Genomic DNA, 14,761 nt, shown 5'->3' with positions numbered 1-14,761 from the left:
AGTTAACAACAGTCATTTTTGGCTGTGGTTAAAAATCAATCTCATTTATTAAAAAAACGATAAAAACAATAAGCAACTGAAAAATAAAGACTTTAAAATATATTACTTTTATATTGACTTAAAGCTAGGCCAATAAAATTGAAAAATGTACAAAGATTAACACTTTAACCCACATACTTATCCACAGGAATAGTGGATAACTAAATATAAGCTTAATTTTCAACCGTTAATCATAAAACAAAATTTACATGGATGAAAAACACACTACTTTTGTTGTGAATTCATCTTTTTTGAATGTAAATTCAACAAACAGATTTATTTTTCAAATTTTTATTGTTTTTGTGTTGACACTTAAGCCACAGGTCTTTAATATTCCGCCCCGTTAGCCGATGAGGTTAATCGAGATTCCCCAATAGCTCAGTTGGTAGAGCGATGGACTGTTAATCCATGTGTCACTGGTTCGAGCCCAGTTTGGGGAGCCACATTAAATAGCGATAGATGCTAGAGTAGTAGAGCGATGAACTGTACTGTCTATAATAAATAGCATGTGTCACTGATTGGTTTTCCGAACCCAGTTTGGGGAGCCACATTACAGCGTGATTGATAATTAAATATAATATGGTAACGCATATCATCATTTAATAACCAAGTATCAATTATGCGTTTATTAACACCAATTAATAAACAAAACGAATAATTCCCCAATAGCTCAGTTGGTAGAGCGATGGACTGTTAATCCATGTGTCACTGGTTCGAGCCCAGTTTGGGGAGCCACATTAAACTTCATAATAAACAGAAGTTAAAAAAGTTTATTCCCCAATAGCTCAGTTGGTAGAGCGATGGACTGTTAATCCATGTGTCACTGGTTCGAGCCCAGTTTGGGGAGCCACATTAAAAACCACGATATATATCGTGGTTTTTTTTCGTCTATAGAAAATAACTTTACTTGTTCCCTCCCTGAATATCCAGTTACTAAAGCGATGGACTGTACTCTCTATAATAAACAGCATGTGTCACTGGTTCGAGCCTTTTGCTTAAACAAAGAGTTGGGAGCCACATTAAAAAACCACGATATATATCGTGTTTTTTTTTCGTCTATAGTTTTCCTGTGTTTTATTGGTGACTTTCATATATTTGATAAACTGAGCAATTACTATTTATTTTCTACGTTTTTAAGCATTTTTTGAGCAATCACTAAAAAGCTTTGCATTTCCTCGTCGGCTATTCCTGCAATCATAGACTTCTCTGCTCGCTTAGTAATTTTGGCTAAGCTTTGTTGTATTTTACCGCCCTCTTTACTTAACAATAAAAATTGGCTGCGTTTGTCTTGTGGGTTTGGCACTTTTTCAATTAACCCCTGCTCTAGTAAGCCATTCACTAACCGAGTTATTTGTGCTTTATCTCGCTGTAAAAAATTAGCTACGTCTAACGCGGTACAAGGTGAACATTTATCAATGGTCTTCATTACCCTGACTTGCATAGGAACAAGGCCAAGGTCTTCTGCTTCTAATTGAATAGCTAACTGTTTTTTAACACCATGAGCTAAAGATCTTAGCGTTTCTACTGTACTTATATCTGCCATAAATAATCCCCACCAAAAAACTAGTTGACACAATCAACCATATTAAATTATAGTAGATATTATCAACTATAGTTAAAGACTGCAATACACAAGGAGCATATATGACAGTAGTAACCCACTCTTTTACCGAACAATCAAATTCAGGAAGCCGTCCTGTTTATCAAAAAATTGCCATTATCGCACTTATTATGATCACCATTTGTGGTTCGCTGACAGGCATTATGAGTTTTGCAAACCGTAACGGTAGTGAAACCTTTCTAAACCAATGGGCATCTGCCTTTATTTTTGCTGGTTTAGTTGCACTACCTATCGGCATAATTGTTATGGGATTAGTGAGTAAGTTAATTGAAAAAGTATTATCTGGTGCTAGCGCCCTGTCGCAAAAGCTACTAACAGGTGTTGTGATGGCAGTAGTTATGGAGACAGCCATGGCAGCGACTTCAACCATTAATCATATTGGTTTTACTGACTTAAACGAGTTTTCAATTATGTGGAGCCATAACTTTTTTGCCGCACTACCGTTTGGCTTAATTATAGCGATGTTGATGGCATTAGTGATTAAACCAAAATTAGAATCCTTTATGAAAAGCTAATATTAGGGAGATGTTTATGAAAATGCGAATGACACAAGTTGCTCAAATAGAAGACTTAGGTCCACATATGCGCCGTATCACTTTAACAGGTGACGATTTAACGGACTTTCCGTTAGATCAAGAAAGCGCACACTTTAAAGCTATTTTTCCACAACCAGGAAAAACAAAACCTAAATTAGGCATGTATTTTGGCTTTAAAAAATGGATGCGTTCATACACAATTCGCGCTTTTGATAAGGTAAGTAAAGCACTCACCGTTGATTTTGCCGTGAATGATCATCAAGGTTTAGGTACTAATTGGGCAAGTAATGCAAAAATTGGCGATTACTTGGGTATTGCTGGGCCTGGAGATACCAAGCATACAAACTATAATGCTGACTGGCACTTATTTGTTGCTGACCTTACCGCGCTGCCAGCTGCTGCCGCTGTAATAGAAAAACTACCTGAAGACGCAAAAGGTGCTGCTATTTTTCAAGTGCCGTCAGCGCAAGATAAACAGGTTATCCGCGCACCTAAAGGTATTAACATTTGCTGGGTAATTAATTCTGACTTGAGTAAAAACGCACTGTTAGAGGCCTTAAAAACTAGCACTTGGCTGCCTGGAGAACCGGCAATATTTATTGCTGGAGAAATTCGCCAGGTAAAACAACTTAAAGATTTTGTAAAAGAGATGCCCGGATATACCAACAAACAAACCTATGCTTCGGGTTATTGGAAAGCCTAAGTTTTAATAGTAAACCTGATTAATTTTTCACAAAAAAGCCTAATATAATTAATATTTATATTAGGCTTTAATTACTTTATTTAAGATTAATTGCTTATTTTACTTTTCGCTCACTAGCTCTTTTTTATTTTCATAATTAATAACTAATTTACCTTTCTTCACATCAACTTTGGCAATGCCACCATGCGTTAATTCACCGAACAATAACTCATTTGCTAACGCTTTCTTCAAATGCTCTTGAATTAAGCGAGACATAGGCCGTGCGCCCATAGATTTATCATAACCATTCTCAGCTAACCATTGCTTCGCTTGTTTAGTTAATTCTAAAGAAACGCCCTTTTCATCAAGCTGAGCTTGTAATTCAACAATAAATTTATCTACTACTTGATGGATAACTATATTGTCTAAATGATCGAACCAAATAATATTATCTAAGCGGTTTCTAAATTCAGGCGAGAATACTTTATTAATTTCACTTAATGCATCTAAACTATGATCTTGTTGCTTAAAGCCAATAGATTGACGTATCGTTTCTTGAACACCTGCATTTGTTGTTAAGACAAGAATAATATTTCTAAAGTCTGCTTTACGACCGTTATTATCTGTTAAAGTACCGTGATCCATAACTTGCAATAAAATGTTATAAACATCTTCATGCGCTTTTTCTATTTCATCTAATAGAACAACTGCATGAGGATTCTTTAAAACGGCATCAGTTAACAAACCACCTTGCTCGTAACCAACATAGCCTGGAGGAGCGCCAATAAGACGACTTACCGCATGTTTTTCCATGTACTCTGACATATCAAAACGCAGTAGCTCTACTCCCAATATTTTCGCTAATTGTTTAGTAATCTCTGTTTTACCAACCCCTGTAGGGCCTGCAAATAAGAAAGAGCCTATTGGTTTTTCATCATTACCTAACCCTGCTCGAGATAGACGAATGACTGAAGTAAGTTCATCTACTGCTTTATCTTGGCCAAAGACGACAAGTTTTAAATTACGGTCAAGATTCTTAAGGCTATCTTTTTCATTCGATGATACTGATTTTTCAGGAATCCTTGCCATTTTTGCAACAATATTTTCAATATCTGTATTATTAATCACTTTTTTACGTTTACTGGCGGCCACTAATTGCTGCTTAGCACCGGCTTCATCGATAACATCAATGGCTTTATCCGGAAGAAAACGTTCATTTATATATTTAGCTGAAAGCTCAGCTGCTGCATGTAAGGCTTTGCTTGTGTAACGAATACCGTGATGAGTTTCGTATTTTTCTTTCAAGCCTTGTAGTATTTTCGTGGTATCAGCAACACTTGGCTCTGCAATATCTATTTTTTGAAAACGACGAGCTAAAGCACGATCTTTTTCAAAGATACTTTGATATTCTTGATACGTTGTTGAACCTAAACACCTTATTTTTCCTGCGGATAAAAGCGGTTTAAGTAGATTAGATGCATCCATCATGCCTCCAGACGCTGCGCCTGCGCCAATTATAGTGTGAATCTCATCTATAAATAACACTGCATTTTTATCAGCTTCCAAGTCTTTCAATAAAGATTTAAAACGTTTTTCAAAATCGCCTCGGTATTTAGTGCCCGCTAAAAGTGCGCCCATATCTAACGAATAAATAGTTGCATTAGCTAAAAATTCAGGCACTTTTTTAGCGACAATAAGATTCGCTAGCCCTTCTGCTATAGCTGTTTTACCAACTCCTGCTTCGCCAACAAATAATGGATTATTTTTTCTCCGACGACTTAATACCTGTAGTGTACGTTCAAGCTCATCATCACGACCAATTAACGGGTCAATATTGCCTTTTAACGATTCTTCATTAAGGTTAACTGAAAAGTTTTCTATGGTACGAGGTTCTTCTTCTGCATGTGCTTCACCGTCTAAAGGACGAGACACATCATTTTCATCCACTTTAGCAATACCATGAGAAAGATAATTAACAATATCTAAACGGCTAATGTCTGATTTCTTTAAAATATAAGCTGCTTGTGATTCTTGTTCACTAAAAATAGCCACTAATACATTAGAGCCACTTACTTCGTTTTTACCTGACGATTGAACATGAAAAACTGCACGCTGTAATACGCGTTGAAAACCTAACGTGGGTTGTGTTTCTCGCTCGTCTTCACCTGCTGGGAAAATCGGGGTCGTTTCGCTTATAAAATCAAGTAAACTTTTACGCAAACTTACCAAATCAGCCCCACAGGCTCCGAGTACTTCAATTGCTGAAGGGTTATCTAATAATGCCAACAATAAATGCTCTACCGTCATAAACTCGTGACGAGATTCTTTAGCTTGGCGAAAAGCTAAATTTAATGATACTTCTAAGTCTTTGTTTAGCATAGCTACTCCAAATTATAACTTTAGGCTTTTTCCATCACACACTTTAATGGGTGTTGATTATCCAAAGCGTACTGAACAACATTCTCTACTTTTGTTTCTGCTATCTCTGCAGTATATGTGCCACAAAGTCCTTTGCCTTTATAATGAATGGTTAACATAATGTCTGTTGCTTGTTCTTCGCTTTTATTAAAAAAGTTACACAATACATCTACAACAAAATCCATTGGGGTATAGTCATCATTAAGTAAAAAAACATGGTATTTAGCCGGCTCTTCTAGTTGATCTTTAACATCTTCTTCAACAATGCCTTGCGTGTCAATTAACTCTTTCCAATTGGTCATATCTTTATCTTAGTCTCTCATTTTACTTTTGCAGTAACTTTCTATGTGTTTTGTGTGTCATTTTGTTAATAAAACTTAAAAAAGTAATTATTTAACTTGACTAATTTTATAATGTATCTAGGATTCTAAGGGTGGCTATAATTTAGTCACTTATGTTAGTTTGTTGTCTATGTGTTTACTTGTATATGTTCATTGGTTAGTTAAACCAAATAAATTAAATATAAGTAAAACATAATTTGATACTAAAGGATATAAAAGGAAGTTGAAGTATGGCACACGGTACAGTTAAATGGTTTAATAATGCAAAAGGTTTTGGTTTTATTCGTCCTGATAGTGGTGGTGATGATATTTTCGCACACTATTCAACGATAGAAATGGATGGGTATCGTACATTAAAAGCTGGTCAAGATGTCGACTACGAGCTTAATGATGGTCCTAAAGGACATCATGCAGCAAGCATTAAACTAGCCGAAGACGAAACAGAATAAAAACGTTGCGCTTACAGAGTAAATCCAAAAACACAGCCCCTTCGCTGTGTTTTTTAATTTATAGCATTAGCTTTTAGCACTAGCGCGCCTAATATCGAGTTAAGGTAAGGAGTATAGCGCAGAAGATTAATTAATAGCCCCCACTCTGATTCTCCTAGCTTTTATTTTTCTATATAAAATATATAGCCGTTACTATTCAAAAATATTAAATCAAAAATTTTAAACAAAAAAAGCTAAGTATTTCTACTTAGCTTTTTAGTCTATTTTTTTACTTAACGGCTTTATTAGATAACCTATATTATTTATAAAGATTATCTTTATAAAACAAGATTAAACAAGTTCAGCTAAGATTTTGTTCAATGTTTCACTTGGACGCATAGCTTTAGATACTAATGCAGTATCTGCTAAGTAGTAACCGTTAACATCGTTAGCAACACCTTGAGCGCCATTTAATTCTGCAACAATTTTTTCTTCTTGTGCAGTTAATGAAGCAGCAATATCAGTGAACTCAGCTTTTAATTCTGCGTTAGTATCTTGTGCAGCAAGTTCTTGTGCCCAGTACAAACCAAGATAGAAGTGAGAACCACGGTTGTCAATTTGACCAACTTTACGTGCTGGAGATTTGTTTTCAGCTAAGAAAGTGGCCGTAGCCGCATCTAACGTATCAGCAAGTACTTGTGCTTTAGCATTACCAGTTGTTACTGATAAGTGCTCTAAAGAAGCTGCTAATGCTAAAAATTCACCTAAAGAATCCCAACGTAAGTAGTTTTCTTTATCAAATTGTTGAACATGCTTAGGTGCAGAGCCACCAGCGCCTGTTTCGAATAAACCACCACCGTTCATTAATGGAACGATTGAAAGCATTTTAGCTGAAGTACCTAATTCTAAGATTGGGAATAAATCAGTTAAATAATCACGTAAAACGTTACCGGTAACAGAGATAGTATCTAAACCATCTTTAGCACGTTGTAATGTTACTTTAGTTGCTTCAACTGGGGATAAGATTTGAATATCTAAACCGTCAGTATCGTGTTGTGGCAAGTATGCGTTAACTTTTTTGATCATTTCAGCGTCATGTGCACGGTTTTCATCTAACCAGAAAATTGCTGGAGTATTTGATAAACGTGAACGGTTAACAGCAAGTTTAACCCAATCTTGAATTGGTAAGTCTTTTGCTTGACACATACGGAAGATATCGCCAGCTTCAACGTTTTGTTCCATTAAGACATTACCAGCAGTGTCAGTTACTTTAACTACACCGTCAGCAGACATTTGGAATGTTTTATCGTGTGAACCGTATTCTTCAGCTTTTTGCGCCATTAAGCCAACATTAGGAACAGTACCCATAGTTGTTACGTCAAAGGCACCATTTTCGATACAGAACTTAATCGTTTCGTCATACAAAGTTGCATAACAACGGTCAGGGATTACTGCTTTAGTGTCTTGCTCGTTACCTTCAGCATTCCACATTTTACCACCGCCACGAATCATTGCTGGCATAGAAGCATCAATGATCACGTCACTTGGTACGTGTAAGTTTGTAATACCTTTGTCTGAATCAACCATTGCCATAGCAGGCGCATCAGCGTAAACAGCATCTAAATCGGCTTTGATTTCAGCTTGTTTAGCTTCATCTAATGATTTGATTTTAGCGTATACATCACCAATACCGTTATTAACATCAACGCCTAACTCAGCAAATAATGCGCCGTGTTTAGCGAATACATCTTTGTAGAATACAGATACACATTGACCAAAGATGATTGGGTCAGAAACCTTCATCATGGTTGCTTTCATGTGTAATGAGAATAAAACGCCTTGTGCTTTAGCGTCAGCAATTTGCTCAGCTAAAAACGCTTGTAATGCTTTTGAGCTCATTACAGATGAATCGATAATTTCGCCAGCTAATAAAGGAGTAGATGCTTTTAATACTTCTACTGAACCATCTTTACCTGTGAATTCAATTTTTACGTCAGTTGCATCTGCAATTGTTACTGATTGCTCGCTACCGTAAAAATCACCACCACTCATGTGAGCAACGTGTGATTTTGAATCTTTTTTCCACTCACCCATGCGGTGAGGATTGTTTTTAGCAAATTGCTTAACTGAACCAGGCGCACGACGATCTGAATTACCTTCACGTAAAACAGGATTTACCGCAGAACCTAATACTTTAGCGTAAGCTGCTTTAATTGCTTTTTCTTCGTCATTTTTTGCATCTTCTGGATATTCAGGTAATGCAAAACCTTTCGCTTGAATTTCTTTAATTGCTGCTTGTAACTGTGGAATTGATGCAGAAACGTTTGGTAATTTAATGATATTTGCTTCTGGAGTTTTCGCTAATTCTCCTAACTCAGCTAACGAATCGGCTGTTTTTTGCTCTGCTGGTAAGTAATCAGACAAGTTTGCAATAATACGCGCAGCTAGTGAAATATCACGTGTTTCTACGTTGATACCAGAAGATGCTGTGTAAGCTTGAATAATTGGCAATAAAGAATACGTCGCTAAAGCTGGTGCTTCATCGGTAATAGTATAAATAATTTTAGAGTTATCAGTGCTCATGGAGTTTCCTACTTTGATTAGCCAAAAGCCAAGGTGAATATAAATCCCTTATATCAATGAGAATATAAATGAGAGTGTATTTAATAACTCACCAAAGCATAAAATTTATTTTTTGCGCGAAGATTGTATAGTAATTTAAAGCATATTAAAATAAGCAGGCTTAACGTAAGTAAATATCAGCCTCTATTCTACGCGTAAATATACTAGCACAATATGACAATTTAAGAGTTAATAACTGCATTATTGATTATTATAATCACTATTATGATAGTGAATACCATGCAAGCCCATTATATTTGTAACTTTTAGCTATTCATCTACTTAATAATAAATAATTAAGTTCACTAACTAATGGCAATTAATTCGTATAACACGCTTTATCTACGCTTAATTAATTTTAGGAAAAACAATTACTAATGAAGCAAACCAAAAAATTTTCTCGCTCAGTATCAAATAAATCAACTCTCAAAAGTAGATCTGCCCCTAAAGAGCGAAAGGTGATTCTTTTCAATAAACCATTTGACGTGTTATCTCAATTCACCGATGAAGGCGAACGCAGAACCTTAAAAGAGTTTATCAATATCCCCGAAGTTTATGCTGCAGGTCGTCTTGATAGAGACAGTGAAGGCTTGTTATTACTTACCAATGATGGTCAGTTACAGCATCAAATTGCTAACCCCGTAAAAAAAACCGAGAAAACTTATTGGGTTCAAGTTGAAGGTGCTCCCCAAGAGTCAGATTTAGAAAAATTACGACGTGGCGTAGAATTAAAAGACGGTATGACAAAGCCGGCTAAAGTAGCCATTATGCTTCAACCTAATGTTTGGGATCGCATCCCCCCCATTAGAGAGCGTGCAAGTATTCCTACCACTTGGCTAGAAGTTACTATAAGTGAAGGTCGTAACAGACAAGTAAGACGTATGACCGCCAATATTGGTTACCCTACTTTGCGACTCATTAGATATCGCATTGGTAATTGGACCATCGATAATATTAACAATGGGGAATATAAAATTGAGTCTTAACAAAACAGTTACTTCAATAACGCAGCATAACCAAAATAATGAACATGGTGCTTCTCAATTTAAACCTAACACCACAGTAGCGGCGGTTATTCATTGCCAAGGTAAGTTTTTACTGGTTGAAGAACTGGACAATAACCGTCTTGTTTATAATCAACCTGCTGGGCATTTAGAAGCACATGAAAACTTAATCTGCGCCATAGAACGTGAGGTGTTTGAAGAAACAGGGCTTAATCTTTCACCTAATCATCTTTGTGGTATTTATTATCATCATCGACCAGATCTCGCCTTATATTTTTTACGTTTTTGTTTTGTTATTGAGCTTGAAGAGTTTCTAACAGGGCAACCTCAAGATGATGATATAATTGCTACTCATTGGTTTACCTTTGAACAAATAAAGCAAAAACAAGCGCAATTACGCAGCACTATGGTATTAGAGTGTATTGAAGATTACCTAGCAGGTAATAAAATTGAATTATCACAATTAAAATCTAATCTTTAACCTATATCCTTCCACAGGCTCATGTTATAATTTTGCGCCTCTGATTTAGCGCCTCAAATACTGTCGCGTTTGTTAGTAAACTTTTACGTATTATTTTAAGATCTTATTTCAGCTAATACTGCATATATTATTCTACGGATATTCTTCTGCAGCTATTATTTAATTTATTTTTTAGGTCTTATTTACGTCAATTTTTAACCTCTATTGGTCAAATAAACATGTTAACAGCCACAAATAACAAAACACCTGAGCAAACCAAAGTCATTGTTGGAATGTCTGGTGGGGTCGACTCTTCAGTTTCTGCTTACCTACTTCAACAGCAAGGTTACCAAGTAGAAGGTTTATTTATGAAAAACTGGGAAGAAGATGATACCGATGAGTATTGTGCTGCAGCTCAAGATTTGGAAGATGCTCAAGCTATTTGTGATAAACTTAATATAAAATTACACACCATCAACTTTGCTACAGAATACTGGGACAATGTTTTCGAGTACTTTTTAGCAGAGTACAAGGCAGGACGTACGCCAAATCCTGACATTATGTGTAATAAAGAAATAAAATTTAAAGCTTTTTTAGAATTTGCTTGTGAAGATTTAGGCGCAGATTACATTGCAACAGGGCATTATGTGCAACGTGATTATCGGGTTGATGAAAACGGAGATGGCGCTTGGAAAATGATTCGCGGTCTTGATAACAATAAAGACCAAAGTTACTTCCTTTATACATTAAATGAAGCGCAATTATCACAAACACTTTTTCCTGTTGGCCATATTGAAAAACCTGAAGTACGTGCTATCGCAGAAGAAGCAGGTTTAGTTACCCACGACAAAAAAGACAGTACTGGCATTTGTTTTATTGGCGAGCGTAAATTCAAAGACTTCTTAGGTCAATATTTACCAGCAAAGCCAGGCATTATTGAATCAGCTGAAGGCGTAGAAATAGGTCATCATGACGGCTTGATGTATCATACTTTAGGCCAACGAAAAGGTTTACGTATTGGCGGTTTAGCTGATGCAGGTGAAGAGCCGTGGTACGTGGTTGAGAAAGACTTATTACGCAACGTGCTTATTGTTGGTCAAGGGCATAATCACCCTCGCCTATTCTCTAAAGGTTTAATTGCGAATCAATTACATTGGGTTGACAGAAAAGCGTTAACAACTAGCATTCAATGCACAGTAAAAACACGTTATCGCCAAGAAGATGTTGCTTGTACTGTAACTCTGGTTAACAGTGCCATGGACAGTAAGTCAGCAACCGATGAGTACCAAATTGATTTCGCCGAGCAACAAAGCTCAGTAACACCAGGACAATCAGTCGTTTTTTATCAAGGTGATGTTTGTTTAGGTGGTGGCATCATTGATACGCTAATTCGTTAAGGACATAAAATCATTATAATGAAAGATCAAACGCTAACTTTTGCGGCTATTTGTCAAGTTGCTCATCATGTACAACAAGTGTCTCATCACAATCGTATTAATGAAGAGGACATGGCTGTTTTACTTAATAGCTTAATACAAATGTCTCCTGAGAACACCTTAGCTGTTTACGGCAGCGACATGATTAATTTAAAGCAAGGACTAGAATTACTAGTTGAACACCTAGGCGACTCATCAAACAACGCTAAAAAAGACAAAGATCCCGAATTCACCCGTTACCTTATTAATTTGATAAATTTAGAGCGTCGTTTAAATAAACAGCCAAAGCAATTATCATTATTAGGTGAACGACTTGAAGCGTGTAACAGACAACTAGACCACTACCCAATAACTAGTGAAACATTAATTGCCAGCTTCGCCAGTATTTATAGTGATATAATCAGCCCACTTGGTGCTAGCATTCAAGTGACTGGCAACCCCGCCATTTTGAAGCAAACCAATAATCAACATAAAATACGCGCATTACTTTTATCTGGGATAAGAGCTGCGGTATTATGGCGTCAAGTTGGCGGTAAACGCAGAAACATACTATTTCATCGTAAAAAAATAATAAGTACTGCGAAAGAGTTACTTAACTCAATTTAAAATAAATTTAGAAAAACTGTTTACTCAATATTTAATACTATTTAACTCTTCACTAACCAGGTTTCATTAGCCTGTAAAAGTAAGAGCACATTAATATAACCTAGGAAAATACTATGGAACTTTCAGCATTAAGTGCAATATCGCCAGTAGATGGTCGTTACGGCAGTAAAGTAAAGTCATTACGACCTATTTTTAGTGAATTTGGCTTAATTAAATACCGTGTAACCGTTGAAGTACGTTGGTTACAAAAACTTGCCGCAACTGATGCTATTGCCGAAGTTCCTGCATTTTCAGCAGAAGCTAATGCTGTATTAGACGCAATCGTTGCTAATTTTAGCGAAGCTGATGCACAAAAAATTAAAGATATTGAAGCAACAACTAACCACGATGTTAAAGCGGTTGAGTATTTCTTAAAAGAGAAAATTAGTGACAATGTTGAGTTAAATGCAGTAACAGAATTTATTCACTTTGCTTGTACTTCAGAAGACATTAACAACTTATCTCACGGTTTAATGTTAAATGACTGTCGTGAACAAGTTTTATTGCCTGAAATGGATAAAATATTAGCTGCAATTAAAGCATTAGCTGTTGAGTACAAAACAATTCCAATGATGTGTCGTACACACGGTCAACCTGCTTCACCTAGTACGCTAGGTAAAGAAATGGCTAACGTATATGTACGCTTACAACGTCAACGTGAGCAAATTGCTAACGTTGAAATGTTAGGTAAAATTAACGGCGCTGTTGGTAACTATAACGCTCACTTAAGCGCTTACCCTGAAGTAGATTGGCATCAATACGCTAATGAATTTGTTACTTCATTAGGTTTATCTTTTAATCCTTTTACTACGCAAATTGAACCACATGATTACATTGCTGAGTTATTTGATGCGGTGGCACGTTTTAACACTATATTAATCGATTTCGATCGTGATATTTGGGGTTACATTGCTATGGGTCACTTCAAGCAGAAAACTATTGCGGGCGAAATTGGCTCTTCTACCATGCCACATAAAGTTAACCCAATTGATTTTGAAAATTCAGAAGGTAACTTAGGTATTGCTAACGCATTATTTACTCACTTAGCGCAAAAATTACCAATTTCTCGTTGGCAACGTGACTTAACTGACTCTACTGTTTTACGTAACTTAGGTGTTGGTTTTGCACACGCAATGATCGCTTACGGTGCAACCTTAAAAGGTATTAGTAAGTTAGAAGTAAATGAAGCTAATTTGGCAGCTGAATTAGACAGTAACTGGGAAGTATTAGCAGAGCCAATTCAAACAGTAATGCGTCGTTACGGCATTGAAAAACCGTACGAAAAGCTTAAAGACCTTACTCGTGGTAAACGTGTAAATGGCGACTCAATGCGTGAATTTATCATGACATTAGAATTACCAGATTCTGCTAAAGCAACATTATGTGAAATGACGCCAGCTAGTTATATTGGTAGAGCTGTTGCGTTTATTGATGAATTAAAATAATTTTAATGTTGATAATGCTTTAATTATGGTTTGTTGATCTTTCTAGATTACTTTTACAGCAACTTGTTTGGTATTTAGACAAGGCAGAGCATGTGAAGTGTAGCAAGGCCTTTAGGTTCATTTAAAACGAATTTACTCTTTGTTGTTCGCTTTTTAAATAGAATAACTAAGATTCAAAGCTCGCGCCGCGATTAAATGCATTTTAAATTGAATAAATTTTAGCCCTGACAGATCAACAGACCCTAATAAAAAGAGGACGTTAAGTCCTCTTTTTATTATCTCGTATCCCCTCCAGTAAATAATACCAAAAATATCTTTATTTCTGGTTGGCAATCTGTGATTTCATTGACTAATCTCAATATAAATCAAAAATAATTTTTCTCGTCAACCTTGGGTCTTTATATAAATGTCTTACAGTATCAGTCAAGTCAAATGGCAACAAGCCGCCCCATTATTAAAAAACATTCGTGAAAAAGTATTTGTCTGTGAAAGGCGCATTCCGAAGAAGATTGAATTTGATAAAGGTGATCGTACGGCTTATCACATGTTAGTGTGTGACGATACAAATCAAGAGCCTATAGCAACCGGTCGTATTTCACCGCAAGGTGAAATAAGCCGCATAGCAGTAGTGATGGGACACAGAAGTAATAAAGTTGATAAGTTTATTATGCAAGGTTTGTTCAGTATTGCGCATGAATTATCATTAAAAGAAGTATTTATTACCAGCCCACTTGAAAAAGTTGATTACTTTACTCAATTTGATTTTCGCACCGTCGGCTCTGTATACATGATTGCAGGTATGCCTAAACAGCGTATGGTGTGTAACATAACTGATGCAATAGCCTCAGCTGAAACTGCAAAATTTTACCTCAATCATTAACCTCGATAATTTATTTTGGCTTAATGATCACCACCAATTATCCTTCAATTATTCCTCAATTATTAGCGTATGAGATTAAGGTCTGTTGATCTTGCGAGATTACTTTTACAGAAACTTGTTTGGCATTGAGACAAGGCAGAGCATGTGACGTGTAGCTGGCTACACTAACAGGCGAAAACGCAGTATAAATTTTAACTACAAAAG

The 14,761-nt window shown here is 36.2% G+C and carries 13 protein-coding genes and 3 tRNA genes; 12 read left to right on the top strand and 4 right to left on the bottom strand.

Going from position 1 to position 14,761, the window contains the following annotated elements:
- The first annotated feature begins 406 nt into the window (after positions 1-406).
- The 3 genes from CWS31_RS02780 (at position 407) to CWS31_RS02770 (ending at position 889) form a co-directional block, all read left to right on the top strand.
- A tRNA-Asn gene (locus tag CWS31_RS02780) sits at positions 407-482 on the top strand.
- 216 nt (positions 483-698) lie between these two features.
- Positions 699-774: transfer RNA gene (locus CWS31_RS02775), tRNA-Asn, on the top strand.
- Between the two features lie 39 nt (positions 775-813).
- A tRNA-Asn gene (locus CWS31_RS02770) sits at positions 814-889 on the top strand.
- 264 nt (positions 890-1,153) lie between these two features.
- On the opposite strand, the gene CWS31_RS02765 is transcribed toward CWS31_RS02770, so the two are convergent.
- Complete coding sequence (locus tag CWS31_RS02765) at positions 1,154-1,582, bottom strand: MarR family winged helix-turn-helix transcriptional regulator (RefSeq protein WP_101343798.1); 429 nt, start codon at positions 1,580-1,582, stop codon at positions 1,154-1,156.
- A gap of 101 nt (positions 1,583-1,683) precedes the next feature.
- On the opposite strand from CWS31_RS02765, the gene CWS31_RS02760 reads away from it, so the two are divergent.
- Positions 1,684-2,175 carry a DUF2798 domain-containing protein gene (locus CWS31_RS02760; RefSeq protein ID WP_101343797.1) on the top strand — a complete coding sequence of 164 codons (492 nt, stop codon included), beginning with the start codon at positions 1,684-1,686 and terminating at the stop codon, positions 2,173-2,175.
- Between the two features lie 16 nt (positions 2,176-2,191).
- Positions 2,192-2,899 carry a siderophore-interacting protein gene (locus CWS31_RS02755; protein ID WP_170252751.1) on the top strand — a complete coding sequence of 236 codons (708 nt, stop codon included), beginning with the start codon at positions 2,192-2,194 and terminating at the stop codon, positions 2,897-2,899.
- A gap of 99 nt (positions 2,900-2,998) precedes the next feature.
- On the opposite strand, the gene clpA is transcribed toward CWS31_RS02755, so the two are convergent.
- Both clpA and clpS read right to left on the bottom strand, forming a co-directional pair.
- A complete protein-coding gene (clpA, locus tag CWS31_RS02750) occupies positions 2,999-5,257 on the bottom strand; it encodes an ATP-dependent Clp protease ATP-binding subunit ClpA (RefSeq protein WP_101343795.1) in 2,259 nt (752 codons plus the stop codon).
- A 20-nt stretch (positions 5,258-5,277) separates the two neighbouring features.
- Positions 5,278-5,598 carry an ATP-dependent Clp protease adapter ClpS gene (clpS, locus tag CWS31_RS02745; protein WP_101343794.1) on the bottom strand — a complete coding sequence of 107 codons (321 nt, stop codon included), beginning with the start codon at positions 5,596-5,598 and terminating at the stop codon, positions 5,278-5,280.
- A gap of 269 nt (positions 5,599-5,867) precedes the next feature.
- Between clpS and cspD the strand changes: the two genes are divergently transcribed.
- Positions 5,868-6,086 carry a cold shock domain-containing protein CspD gene (gene cspD / locus CWS31_RS02740; RefSeq protein ID WP_101343793.1) on the top strand — a complete coding sequence of 73 codons (219 nt, stop codon included), beginning with the start codon at positions 5,868-5,870 and terminating at the stop codon, positions 6,084-6,086.
- A gap of 330 nt (positions 6,087-6,416) precedes the next feature.
- Here the strand turns inward: cspD and CWS31_RS02735 are convergent, their stop codons facing one another.
- Positions 6,417-8,648, bottom strand: coding sequence for an NADP-dependent isocitrate dehydrogenase (locus tag CWS31_RS02735; protein ID WP_101343792.1), 2,232 nt, complete (start codon positions 8,646-8,648; stop codon positions 6,417-6,419).
- Positions 8,649-9,064: 416 nt separating this feature from the next.
- Here CWS31_RS02735 and CWS31_RS02730 point away from each other — a divergent pair, with 416 nt between their 5' ends.
- The 6 genes from CWS31_RS02730 to CWS31_RS02705 all read left to right on the top strand — a co-directional run bounded on the left by CWS31_RS02730 (position 9,065) and on the right by CWS31_RS02705 (position 14,557).
- The gene (locus tag CWS31_RS02730; protein WP_101343791.1) at positions 9,065-9,673 is read left to right on the top strand and encodes a pseudouridine synthase; all 609 of its coding nucleotides are present in this window, start codon (positions 9,065-9,067) and stop codon (positions 9,671-9,673) included.
- Positions 9,663-10,172 carry an NUDIX hydrolase gene (locus CWS31_RS02725; RefSeq protein WP_246143300.1) on the top strand — a complete coding sequence of 170 codons (510 nt, stop codon included), beginning with the start codon at positions 9,663-9,665 and terminating at the stop codon, positions 10,170-10,172. Before CWS31_RS02730 ends, CWS31_RS02725 begins: the two co-directional genes overlap by 11 nt.
- Positions 10,173-10,390: 218 nt before the next feature.
- The gene (gene mnmA / locus CWS31_RS02720) at positions 10,391-11,548 is read left to right on the top strand and encodes a tRNA 2-thiouridine(34) synthase MnmA (protein ID WP_101343789.1); all 1,158 of its coding nucleotides are present in this window, start codon (positions 10,391-10,393) and stop codon (positions 11,546-11,548) included.
- Positions 11,549-11,566: 18 nt separating this feature from the next.
- Positions 11,567-12,193, top strand: a complete 627-nt coding sequence (hflD, locus tag CWS31_RS02715) for a high frequency lysogenization protein HflD (RefSeq protein WP_101343788.1) — start codon at positions 11,567-11,569, stop codon at positions 12,191-12,193.
- Between the two features lie 113 nt (positions 12,194-12,306).
- Positions 12,307-13,677 (top strand): adenylosuccinate lyase, encoded by a 1,371-nt coding sequence (gene purB, locus CWS31_RS02710; RefSeq protein ID WP_101343787.1) that lies wholly within the window; start codon positions 12,307-12,309, stop codon positions 13,675-13,677.
- A gap of 406 nt (positions 13,678-14,083) precedes the next feature.
- Positions 14,084-14,557 (top strand): GNAT family N-acetyltransferase, encoded by a 474-nt coding sequence (locus CWS31_RS02705; protein ID WP_101343786.1) that lies wholly within the window; start codon positions 14,084-14,086, stop codon positions 14,555-14,557.
- Positions 14,558-14,761: the final 204 nt, after the last annotated feature.

It is taken from the genome of Colwellia echini (genome assembly GCF_002843355.2).
Classification (GTDB): Bacteria; Pseudomonadota; Gammaproteobacteria; order Enterobacterales; family Alteromonadaceae; genus Colwellia; species Colwellia echini.
This window is presented reverse-complemented; position numbering and strand designations above follow the sequence as displayed.

Excerpts from the sequence above, each read along its gene's own strand:
- CWS31_RS02765 (WP_101343798.1), bottom strand. The coding sequence starts at position 1,582 with ATGGCAGATATAAGTACAGTAGAAACGCTAAGATCTTTAGCTCATGGT.
- CWS31_RS02760 (WP_101343797.1), top strand. The coding sequence starts at position 1,684 with ATGACAGTAGTAACCCACTCTTTTACCGAACAATCAAATTCAGGAAGC.
- CWS31_RS02755 (WP_170252751.1), top strand. The coding sequence starts at position 2,192 with ATGAAAATGCGAATGACACAAGTTGCTCAAATAGAAGACTTAGGTCCA.
- clpA (WP_101343795.1), bottom strand. The coding sequence starts at position 5,257 with ATGCTAAACAAAGACTTAGAAGTATCATTAAATTTAGCTTTTCGCCAA.
- clpS (WP_101343794.1), bottom strand. The coding sequence starts at position 5,598 with ATGACCAATTGGAAAGAGTTAATTGACACGCAAGGCATTGTTGAAGAA.
- cspD (WP_101343793.1), top strand. The coding sequence starts at position 5,868 with ATGGCACACGGTACAGTTAAATGGTTTAATAATGCAAAAGGTTTTGGT.
- CWS31_RS02735 (WP_101343792.1), bottom strand. The coding sequence starts at position 8,648 with ATGAGCACTGATAACTCTAAAATTATTTATACTATTACCGATGAAGCA.
- CWS31_RS02730 (WP_101343791.1), top strand. The coding sequence starts at position 9,065 with ATGAAGCAAACCAAAAAATTTTCTCGCTCAGTATCAAATAAATCAACT.
- mnmA (WP_101343789.1), top strand. The coding sequence starts at position 10,391 with ATGTTAACAGCCACAAATAACAAAACACCTGAGCAAACCAAAGTCATT.
- hflD (WP_101343788.1), top strand. The coding sequence starts at position 11,567 with ATGAAAGATCAAACGCTAACTTTTGCGGCTATTTGTCAAGTTGCTCAT.
- purB (WP_101343787.1), top strand. The coding sequence starts at position 12,307 with ATGGAACTTTCAGCATTAAGTGCAATATCGCCAGTAGATGGTCGTTAC.
- CWS31_RS02705 (WP_101343786.1), top strand. The coding sequence starts at position 14,084 with ATGTCTTACAGTATCAGTCAAGTCAAATGGCAACAAGCCGCCCCATTA.